This is a genomic window from Brachyspira pilosicoli (assembly GCF_019402445.1).
GTDB lineage: Bacteria > Spirochaetota > Brachyspiria > Brachyspirales > Brachyspiraceae > Brachyspira > Brachyspira pilosicoli_B.
Genome location: NZ_SRZM01000036.1, coordinates 1 through 8769, shown reverse-complemented (window position 1 = coordinate 8769; position 8769 = coordinate 1). Strand labels below are relative to the sequence as shown.

Sequence of the window (8769 nt, the reverse complement as noted above, 5' to 3'; positions counted from 1 at the left end):
GAAAGTGCATATGATAGAGTTAATAATTTAAAAGAATATATGCAAAAATATAATATTGAATATGAAGAATCTATAATAGAAAATATAAAAACTAATATAGAAGAATATAATAGAAATAGATTTAGTTTATTTAAAGAAAAAACCTATAATACAATTTATCAAAATAATATTGATGAAATAAAAATAATGACTAATAATAAAATAGATTATTTGGATGATAAAATTAATAAAATTCAAAATAGAAAAATAAAAATATTTGGAATAGATAATTTTGTAGATAGAAAGATTATATATATTTTTGGAATAAAAATAACAATAAAAAAATAATTTAAAATATTTTGTAAAAAGTAATTTTTGTTATATAATATATATAGAGATATTATTTTAAAGTTCGAGGATTTTATATGACATTAGACAATGGAGTTATCGTATTAGCACCTTCAGAATTCGAAAAAAAAATGAAAGAATTAGATGATTTTATAATTATTGATGTAAGAACAGAATTAGAACATAATTATGAAGGAATGATAGAAAATTCTTTATTAATAGATTTTTTAAGACCCAGAGTATTCAAAAGAGAAATAGAAAAACTTGATAAAAATAATATTTATCTTATTTATTGTTCTGTTGGTAAATTAGGAATTGATGCTGCTTCATATATGAAAAGTGTAGGTTTTGATAATTTATATGTACTTGAAGGCGGCCTTAAAGCTTGGAATAAATATTTAGGCGATGATACTAAAGTGTCTAAGTTTAGTAGAGAAGAAATTATAGAAAAAAGAAAAAACTTATAATTAGATTAAATAGAATAGAAGGTCAGATAAACGGTATGAAAAAAATGCTTATTAAAGGTGAGTATTGCGGGGATATACTTAATCAAGCTTTGGCAGTTAAGGCTGCTATGGCTAGTGTTAATCAGGAGATTATGGAAGTGTTTTTAAATACTTGTATGATTTCACCAAAAGAAAAAGAAGATTTCTTTAGATATATGAAAAAATTAATAAAGTAAATTTTTAAATAAATTTTTTATAATAAAAAAACCCTTCTGACATTTTTATCAGGAGGGCTTTTTTATATTATTTTTATACTTTTACGCTTTAAGAATTTTCAGTATTGGCTGCAATACTTGAATTAAACTTACTCATATCAACTTCTTTACAAATTTTTCCAGTAGCAGCAGCTGTAATCATTCCATCATTAACATTAAGCAAAGTTCTTCCCATATCAATTAATGGTTCTATTCCTAAAAGTATAGCAACTAATTCAACAGGGAAGTTTAAAGCAGAAAGTGTGATAAGAGCAGCATTAGTAGCACCGCCTCCAACTCCAGCTATACCAAAACTTCCTATAGCTATTATTATTACAACCTTTATTAAAAATATAGGTTCAAAAACATTTATTCCTAAAGTAGGTGCTATCATGGCAACAACCATAGCAGGATATATTCCAGCACATCCATTTTGACCTATAGTAACAGCAAGTGAAGCAGATAGGTTAGATACTCCTTCAGATATACCCATTTTATTTTTTAAAGTATCTACTGTCATAGGCAAAGTACCAGCACTAGTTCTTGATGAAAAAGCAAAAGCTAATGTAGGCAATGCTTTGGAATAGTATTTAACAGGGTTATATCCAAATATCATAAGTATAATACTATGAACTATAAGCATAATAAATATTGCTATATATGAAGCTAATAAGAATTGACCTAATTGTGCAAAAGCTTTTAAATCACTAGTAGCCATAAACTTAGCCATTAAAGCTAATACACCATAAGGAGTCAATTTCATTACCATGCTAACTATTCTCATTACTATCTCATGTAAAGAGAACATTATCTTTCTAAAGAAATCAAAAATTTCTGGTTTTTTCTTTTTAATACCCAAAGCAGCCATTCCAACAAAAGCAGAGAAAAATACAACAGATAAAGTAGGTGAACCACCGCCGCCTGCTAAAGCACTAAACGGATTTGTAGGTATAATCTCAAGTAATTGCTGAGGTACAGGCTTAGAATTAAATGCCTCTAATCTGTTTTCATAATTTAAAGCTCCTTGAGAATAATCTCCAACTATTGCTTGTATCTTTGAAGCATCTAAACCGAATCCTTTAGAAATTAATATACCAACCAAAGCAGATATAGCTGTTGTTATCATTAGAATTGCTATTATTATCATAGTCATCTTTGCTATATTAGAATCACCTTTTATATTTAATAATGCCATAGTGATAGAAATAAATATTAAAGGCATAACCAACATTTGTAATAATCTTACATAACCACTTCCAACAACATTATACCAAATCATAGTATTAGTTATAACATCTGTATTTGATGAATATATATTTCTTAAAACAAAACCTAATAATAAACCTAATATCAATGCACTTAATACTCTAACTGTAAAATTTAAATGTTTCTTTTCCATGAAATATAATAGAAATATTATTAATAATAAAACTATTATATTGATGAGTGTATAAACCCACATATAAATTGACTCCTTATGATTTTTATATTAATGCGTAGATTATACTTAAATTTTTAAGTTTGTCAAAATTAATATTAATTTTTAAAGCATGTTAAATTACTTTATATTTTTGTTTAATTTAGTGTACTGTATTAATAAAAAAATAATATATAAAACATTGAAAGGGTAGGTGGATATAAATTAAATTTTAAAACTTATCAGCCGCACGTGAAACAAATTAAAAAACATAATCAAAACTGCAATCTAAAATTATTTTATATTTTTTATTTAGTTTACCGTGCGGTTATTATAATAATCTCTAATATTGAAAAACTGATATTTTTGATATATATTATAGTTATGACTATCCTTAAAATGAAACTAAAAAATGATAAAATCTATATAAAAGTATCAGGTGGAGAATATTTTACTATACCCAAAAATGGCACTTATGAATTAGATATTTATGAAGGTATGGAATTAGAATATGATGAAATACCACACATAAGAATGAGAGCTTATGAGGCTGCTGCTAAAAAATCTGCTGTTAATGCTTTGAGGAGAGGTTTTTTAAGCGAGGGTATGCTTAGAGATAAGCTGCTTAAAAAAGGTCATAAAAAAAGATTTATTAATTATGCCATAGCTTATTGTAAAGAATATGAACTTATAGATGATAAAAGATTTGCAAAAATTACTGTTAATAGCCTAAAATTAAAAGGCAAAAGCAAAAGATATATTCTTGATTCTCTTAAAAAAGCTAAATTAAAAAACAAAACAATAGAGAGAGTTTCTCATTTAATAACAGAAAAAAATGAAGTAAGATCATTAAAAAATGCTATTAGAAAATACTATAAAATCTATGAAAACAAAGAAAAAAGAAACGATTATATTATAAGAACCTTAATGAGAAAAGGTTTTAAATATGATTCTATAAAAAAGCTATTAGATAAATATAAGCCTCACAAAAATTAATACGATATATATTTATAGTATCTTTATTATCTGTTTTATAAATGTAATCTCAATATTTTTATATTTTAAATATTATAAAAAATAACATAATTATTTCAAAAGATATTTATATGATATATTGATAATTGTGTTAAAATGTACTATAATAATAAATAAATTAACATAATTTTGAGGCTGGCTTGATGAGAAAAATAGCATTATCTATATTAATATTTAATATTTTATTAATTTCAAATATCTACGCTCAAAACAATAACATAAAATATAATACTGATGAACAAGGTTTATTTAATGCTTTAAAAGATGGCAAAACAGATATTGCTGTAAATATAATAAAGTTTGGAACTAATGTCAATATAAAAGATGAGTATGGCTGGAGTTTATTACATAGGGCTGTTCAATATAATAACATATCTGTAGTTAATGAATTATTAAAAAATAAAAAAATAGATATAGAAGTTAAACTTCCAGAAGATACGATAATAACTAATGGCAATGAAAAATGGTATGCAGATGGGGAAACTCCACTTCTTCTTGCTTGTTATTATGGATATGGTGAAATAGTTGAAACACTTTTAAATTATGGAGCTAATCTTGAGGCTAGAGATAATATAGATTCTGCTATGGCAATACATATAGCTGCATCAAGAGGATATTCAGATATAATAGAGATAATAATGCAATCCTTTGCTGCAAAAAAAATAAACAATCTTGTAGATATAGAAGATGATACAGGAACAACACCTTTAATGTGGGCATCTATGAACAATCAAATACCTGCAATAAATACATTATTAAAATATGGAGCTAATATTAATGCTCAAGATTATGATGGTTGGAGTGCTTTGCATTTTGCTGCTGCTTCACAAAGTTATAAGGCTGTTGAGATATTATTAAATAATAAGGCTAATGCTAATTTAGAAAATGTAAATGATGATAAACCTATTGATTTAACTACAGATACTGATATAGTGGAATTATTAAACAAATATACAAATAGATAAAAATATGGAATCAAAAAAGCTTCAAAGATTTAGCGAATATAGTATGTCCACTTATTTACTTTGTCCTAGAAAGTATAGATACACTTATATAGAAAAGCCATTTAAGAAATATAAGAGGGGAGTAAACGTATATTTTATATTTGGTAATGCTATACATTTAGCCTGTAAGGAGTTTTATCAATTACGTGCTGAGGAGAGAAATTTAGAGAGTTTACACAACATATTTAGAGAAGTTTGGAAGAGAAGCGGCATAAGGTCTTTTTTTAACAGCAGAGAAGAAGAGAAGGAACTAGGAGAGAAGGGATTATATATGCTTTCAAATTTCTTTAATTCTTTTGGACAAAAAGTGCCTTATCAAATAGAAAGCTATAAAGAAACAAAGATAAAAGATTATATATTATTTGGACGTATAGACAGAATAGATTTATCTGCAGACGGTTCTTTACAGATAGTGGATTATAAAACAAATAAGTATTATGATTTGGGTGAAGATAATATAGAGAGGGAGAGAAAAACTCTTCAGCTTAAACTTTATGCTTTTATATTGGACTCATTAAATTTTAAAGTAACAAACGGTTCATATTATCATTTTGATGAAGACAAATTTGACACAATAGATTTTACAAAGGAATCCATACAATATATAGGCGAGTGGTTTGACGAGATAATAAATGACATAAGATACGACAGAGGTTTTGATAAAAGGGTAGGTACACACTGTGAATTTTGTGATTTCAATAAAATTTGCAACGGTACAAACAATACAGAAGAAATATTAATTGAAGATTAAAGGAATATTAGTAAAAGGTTAGAATAAGTTTCTTCTGCTATACTAATCATAGAGTGTATAGAATGAGGCTTAACTTTGATAACATCGCCTTCTTCCAAGTCAACTACTTCTTCTTCTACCACGTATCTAATTTTACCGCTTAATACAATAACCATTTCTTCGGAAGGGTGTTCATGGTAAGGTATAAGCTGATTAGTTTTTTGTTTAATAGAGTAGATATTATATCCTTTATTATTTAATATATGTATTAATTTTTCGTCATTATTATCGCAATTAAATTCTTTTAGGGTATTAGATTTATAGTAAAATTTTTGTTCAGTCATTTTATCATCCTCACGGCTATAAATTTCGGATAAAAGGTTTTAAAAATTAGCAGGCAAAAACAAAATGTTTCACATGAAACATATTAAAACAAAATTAATAAATATTTATATTTTTTCAATTTTATATTTTATATAATTAATCTTTTATAAAAAATAAAGCAAAATGTTTCATGTGAAACATATAAACTATTGCAAATTATATTCTATTAAATTAAAATGAATATATGGAAAATATTAACTTAAACGATAACATAAATATTGAAAAATCTGCTATATATGTAGTGGCTACTCCTATAGGTAATATGGAAGATATAACTATAAGAGCCTTGAAAATATTAAATAATGTAGACTTCATTCTAGCAGAAGATACTAGAGTAACACTCAAACTATTAAACGCTTACAATATTAAAAAAACTGTTTATTCCTATCATAGCCATTCAACAGAAAAAAAGATTGATGAGTATATAAAAAATATTATAAATGGAAGCTCTGTTGCTATTGTAAGTGATGCTGGTACTCCTTGTATAAGCGACCCTGGCGTGAGCATAATTACTAAGGCAATAGAAAATAATATTAAAATTATTCCTGTTGGCGGTATATCTGCTTTTACTACTTTGCTATCTGCTTCTGGTGTATCTGGCAATACTTTATTTGTAGGTTTTCTCTCTAATAAATCTGGTAAAAGAAAAAATCAACTAAAAGAGTTATATTCAAACGAAAAAAATATTATAGTATTATATGAATCCGTACATAGAATAAAGGCATGCATAGAAGATATTGTTAACATATTTGGAGAAAATACTTACATTGTTATCGGAAGAGAACTTACAAAAAAATTTGAACAAATTATAAGAGATAAGGCTTCCAATATACTTGCTTTTTTTACTAATAATAGTATACTTGATAAAGGAGAATTTTGCATCATTATTGATAATAGAAAATCTAAAGTATGCAAAGCTAATGCCGAAAATATATTATGTAAGGAGTCAGATTATGACAATTGATAAAATAGGCGGCACACAAAATATACAATTTAATTCTAAAGTGAAATATTCAGATAAACCATCTCAATTAGGTTCTGATAGAATTGATATATCTAATGAATCTAAAATAGCTTTGCAAAATAAAAAATTAGTTGATATGATTAAACAATCTCCTGATATCAGAGAAGAAAAAGTTGCTGAAGCTAAAAAAAGACTAGAAATGTATATGAAAGATGGTGCTTTAAGAAAAGAAGTATTAAACTCTTTGGCTAATTCTATTTTAGATGTTATGCCTATAGATGAGTAATAATAAATTTATTATTAATTAAAGATTATTAAATAGTAAGCCATTAAAGCTTACTATTTTTTATGAAAAATTAATATGTTAATTAATACTTAGAAAATTTATTTACAAGTTCTACTCTGTTTTTTACCCCAGATTTATAATATATATTTGCTACGTGATTATTAACAGTATTTAATGATATATCAAAAATCAAAGATATTTCTTTATTAGTTTTTCCTGAAAGTAAATAAGATAATATTTGTTTCTCTCTCTTAGTTAGATTAAAATCATTTTCTTCCAATTTTTCTTCTAGTTTAATATTATTATCTGATTCTTCATTTTTTTCGCATAAACTATCAGAAATCCTGTTATTATTAGATTTTATCATACTTATAAAATACCATAGCAAATAACCTAACATTACTAAATTCCACCATGTATAAAATAACATCAAAGTTACATCTATAGAGTTAATATTCATAAAATCTTTTCTATAAATGATTAACTGATAAATTAACACAGGATAAATTAGTATAGTTATTATACCTAAAACTTTCACTATAAACTTAATAGTCTTATCTTCTATATTCTTATAATTCAAAAACCCTATTACTAATAAATAAAATATAGATATATAAAATATCATACTAGATAATATATATATATTAAATGATGTAAGTATTCCTATAATACTTAATACAAAATAAAATACAGATAAAATCAAATAAGATAAATTAGTCTTTATATTCCATTTTATTTTTAAAAACCTATATAAAAATGCAGGTATAAAATAAAGCATTAATGCCATAGCTAAAGTTAATATAAAGAAATATAGCATATTAAAAATATTATTAGAAGTAAAAGAAGGCAAAGTTAGAAGAGTTATCAGCCTTATAGTTCTTATAAAAATTAATATTCCAAATGTAAATAAAAATATTATATAATACTTAAGCCACAAAACTCTCTCTATTATATAATATACAATAGAATAAAATATTGTAGAAAAACCTATCACAAATGATAATAAATAAAATATTAAAAGCAAATAATTAAATATATAATTCATAAACCTACTTTTTAATAGGAAATATAATATTTATTCTTGTTTTACTTCCTATATTATCAAACCAAATATTTCCAGAATGCCTATTAATAATATAATAAGATGTATACAAAAATATATTATTAAAATGTCTGCCATTATAACTTATTAATGGAGTTTTGAAAAGCTTTCTTTTTATATCTTCAGGTATATTATTAGAATCAAAACTAATGCTTATAAGAACATTATCTTTACTAAAATTTAATAAAGAATTCTTCTCGTTAAAAAATAAAAATCTCTCATCTTCATAATTAACAAAACTATATGCTACATCTATAAAACTATTGGGTTTAATTAAATTATAAATAAATATAAATACATAAAATATAGAATTAGCTATTTTATTTTTATCTATTAAAATATTAAAATTACTACTTATCTCTTCACCTAATTTTATTTTTACCCTTTTTGAAATAAACAAACTATAACAATTATCTATTACATTATTTATTAAAATATTTATATTCTCTATATTTTTATTTAATGATAAATTACCAAGTGTTATATCATTAAAATCATTAAAAGCTTTCATAGTTGTATCTATTAAAAATGATTGTCTTATAATAGAATCTTTATCTTCGTTTATATCATCAGTTTTATCAATATTTTCTACATATTTAGATATTGTGAAATTATAGTTTTGTATATCATATATAATGTTAGATATAAGTGATTTTATTTTTTTATTGGTATAAAGAGTTTTTCTCATATTTTTATTATAACATACAAATTTTAAAAAATCTAATTTTGAATTCAAAAAATGAATTTATAATATGAATTTATATTATAAATTTTAATAAGAAATTCATAATATTTATTTAAACTTATCAACATTATAAAC

The 8769-nt window shown here is 24.1% G+C and carries 11 protein-coding genes and 1 pseudogene; 8 read left to right on the top strand and 4 right to left on the bottom strand.

The window, feature by feature from the left end; all coding sequences use genetic code 11:
- The 3 genes and pseudogenes from E6A48_RS01590 to E6A48_RS11925 all read left to right on the top strand — a co-directional run.
- Window positions 1-327: pseudogene (locus tag E6A48_RS01590) on the top strand (alpha-1,2-fucosyltransferase); the annotation flags it as partial.
- A gap of 77 nt (window positions 328-404) precedes the next feature.
- Window positions 405-794 (top strand): rhodanese-like domain-containing protein, encoded by a 390-nt coding sequence (locus E6A48_RS11930; protein WP_258018510.1) that lies wholly within the window; start codon window positions 405-407, stop codon window positions 792-794.
- A gap of 35 nt (window positions 795-829) precedes the next feature.
- Window positions 830-1009 carry a metal-sensitive transcriptional regulator gene (locus tag E6A48_RS11925; protein WP_258018509.1) on the top strand — a complete coding sequence of 60 codons (180 nt, stop codon included), beginning with the start codon at window positions 830-832 and terminating at the stop codon, window positions 1007-1009.
- Window positions 1010-1097: 88 nt separating this feature from the next.
- Here E6A48_RS11925 and E6A48_RS01580 read toward each other — a convergent pair whose 3' ends face one another.
- Window positions 1098-2489 carry an L-cystine transporter gene (locus E6A48_RS01580; protein ID WP_219708246.1) on the bottom strand — a complete coding sequence of 464 codons (1392 nt, stop codon included), beginning with the start codon at window positions 2487-2489 and terminating at the stop codon, window positions 1098-1100.
- Between the two features lie 354 nt (window positions 2490-2843).
- Here E6A48_RS01580 and E6A48_RS01575 point away from each other — a divergent pair, with 354 nt between their 5' ends.
- From E6A48_RS01575 to E6A48_RS01565, 3 genes are all read left to right on the top strand, one after another.
- Window positions 2844-3440 (top strand): regulatory protein RecX, encoded by a 597-nt coding sequence (locus E6A48_RS01575; protein WP_219708245.1) that lies wholly within the window; start codon window positions 2844-2846, stop codon window positions 3438-3440.
- A 182-nt stretch (window positions 3441-3622) separates the two neighbouring features.
- Window positions 3623-4444 carry an ankyrin repeat domain-containing protein gene (locus tag E6A48_RS01570; protein WP_219708244.1) on the top strand — a complete coding sequence of 274 codons (822 nt, stop codon included), beginning with the start codon at window positions 3623-3625 and terminating at the stop codon, window positions 4442-4444.
- Between the two features lie 4 nt (window positions 4445-4448).
- Entirely contained in the window at window positions 4449-5234 is a 786-nt protein-coding gene (locus tag E6A48_RS01565; RefSeq protein ID WP_219708243.1) for a RecB family exonuclease, read from the top strand.
- On the opposite strand, the gene E6A48_RS01560 is transcribed toward E6A48_RS01565, so the two are convergent.
- Complete coding sequence (locus E6A48_RS01560) at window positions 5231-5557, bottom strand: cupin domain-containing protein (RefSeq protein ID WP_014932030.1); 327 nt, start codon at window positions 5555-5557, stop codon at window positions 5231-5233. The two genes, E6A48_RS01565 and E6A48_RS01560, sit on opposite strands and share 4 nt — an antisense overlap.
- 224 nt (window positions 5558-5781) lie before the next feature.
- Between E6A48_RS01560 and rsmI the strand changes: the two genes are divergently transcribed.
- Window positions 5782-6561: a 16S rRNA (cytidine(1402)-2'-O)-methyltransferase gene (gene rsmI / locus E6A48_RS01555; protein WP_219708242.1), complete on the top strand. Its 780-nt coding sequence runs from the start codon at window positions 5782-5784 to the stop codon at window positions 6559-6561.
- Complete coding sequence (locus E6A48_RS01550) at window positions 6551-6847, top strand: flagellar biosynthesis anti-sigma factor FlgM (protein ID WP_219708241.1); 297 nt, start codon at window positions 6551-6553, stop codon at window positions 6845-6847. The genes rsmI and E6A48_RS01550 overlap by 11 nt, the downstream gene beginning before the upstream one ends.
- 82 nt (window positions 6848-6929) lie before the next feature.
- Here E6A48_RS01550 and E6A48_RS11920 read toward each other — a convergent pair whose 3' ends face one another.
- Together E6A48_RS11920 and E6A48_RS01540 are read right to left on the bottom strand one after the other, a co-directional pair.
- Entirely contained in the window at window positions 6930-7892 is a 963-nt protein-coding gene (locus E6A48_RS11920; RefSeq protein ID WP_258018508.1) for a helix-turn-helix domain-containing protein, read from the bottom strand.
- A gap of 4 nt (window positions 7893-7896) precedes the next feature.
- Window positions 7897-8637: a histidine kinase gene (locus tag E6A48_RS01540; RefSeq protein WP_219708240.1), complete on the bottom strand. Its 741-nt coding sequence runs from the start codon at window positions 8635-8637 to the stop codon at window positions 7897-7899.
- Window positions 8638-8769: the final 132 nt, after the last annotated feature.

Coding starts and splice junctions, on each gene's coding strand:
- E6A48_RS01565 (WP_219708243.1), top strand. CDS start 4,449: ATGGAATCAAAAAAGCTTCAAAGATTTAGCGAATATAGTATGTCCACT.
- E6A48_RS01580 (WP_219708246.1), bottom strand. CDS start 2,489: ATGTGGGTTTATACACTCATCAATATAATAGTTTTATTATTAATAATA.
- E6A48_RS11925 (WP_258018509.1), top strand. CDS start 830: ATGAAAAAAATGCTTATTAAAGGTGAGTATTGCGGGGATATACTTAAT.
- E6A48_RS01570 (WP_219708244.1), top strand. CDS start 3,623: ATGAGAAAAATAGCATTATCTATATTAATATTTAATATTTTATTAATT.
- E6A48_RS01575 (WP_219708245.1), top strand. CDS start 2,844: ATGAAACTAAAAAATGATAAAATCTATATAAAAGTATCAGGTGGAGAA.
- rsmI (WP_219708242.1), top strand. CDS start 5,782: ATGGAAAATATTAACTTAAACGATAACATAAATATTGAAAAATCTGCT.
- E6A48_RS01560 (WP_014932030.1), bottom strand. CDS start 5,557: ATGACTGAACAAAAATTTTACTATAAATCTAATACCCTAAAAGAATTT.
- E6A48_RS11920 (WP_258018508.1), bottom strand. CDS start 7,892: ATGAATTATATATTTAATTATTTGCTTTTAATATTTTATTTATTATCA.
- E6A48_RS01550 (WP_219708241.1), top strand. CDS start 6,551: ATGACAATTGATAAAATAGGCGGCACACAAAATATACAATTTAATTCT.
- E6A48_RS01540 (WP_219708240.1), bottom strand. CDS start 8,637: ATGAGAAAAACTCTTTATACCAATAAAAAAATAAAATCACTTATATCT.
- E6A48_RS11930 (WP_258018510.1), top strand. CDS start 405: ATGACATTAGACAATGGAGTTATCGTATTAGCACCTTCAGAATTCGAA.